The organism is Streptomyces lacrimifluminis (assembly GCF_014646095.1).
Taxonomy (GTDB): Bacteria; Actinomycetota; Actinomycetes; order Streptomycetales; family Streptomycetaceae; genus Streptomyces; species Streptomyces lacrimifluminis.
The window spans coordinates 1-741 of record NZ_BMMU01000120.1; the positions used below are offsets into that span (position 1 = coordinate 1).

Sequence of the window (741 nt, forward strand, 5' to 3'; positions counted from 1 at the left end):
CCTCCAGGAACTCGCCACCGCCACCGATGTGTTCGGGCTGCGGGACGCCATGTTCCGGGGCGAGAGGATCAACGTCACGGAGGAGCGTGCGGTGCTGCACACCGTGCTGCGGGCGCCGCGTGAGGCGGTGGTCGAGGTCGACGGGGAGAACGTCGTCCCGGCCGTGCACGCGGTCCTGGACCGGATGGCCGGTTTCGCCGAGAAGGTGCGCTCGGGTGAGTGGACCGGGCACACCGGCCGCCGGATCAGGAACGTCGTCAACATCGGCATCGGTGGCTCGGACCTCGGTCCGGCGATGGCGTACGAGGCTCTGCGGGCGTTCACGGCACGGGAGTTGACGTTCCGGTTCGTGTCGAACGTCGACGGTGCCGATCTGCACGAGGCGGTGCGGGACCTGGACCCGGCGGAGACGCTGTTCATCGTCGCCTCCAAGACGTTCACGACGATCGAGACGATCAGCAACGCCACCTCGGCCCGCTCCTGGCTCCTCGCGGGTCTGGGCGGTGCGGAGGAGGCGGTCGCCAGGCACTTCGTGGCGTTGTCGACGAACTCCGGGAAGGTCGCCGACTTCGGGATCGACACGGCGAACATGTTCGAGTTCTGGGACTGGGTCGGCGGGCGGTACTCGTTCGACTCGGCGATCGGGCTGTCGCTGATGATCGCGATCGGGCCGGAGCGGTTCCGGGAGATGCTGGACGGGTTCGCGCTGGTCGACGAGCACTTCCGGACGGCTCCGGCGGA

Annotated in this window: 1 protein-coding gene; it reads left to right on the plus strand. The window is 68.8% G+C overall.

The features are described from left to right. Window positions 1–741: phosphoglucose isomerase-related protein (locus IEY89_RS40195; protein WP_506004861.1), on the plus strand; the 741-nt coding region annotated here is incomplete at both ends.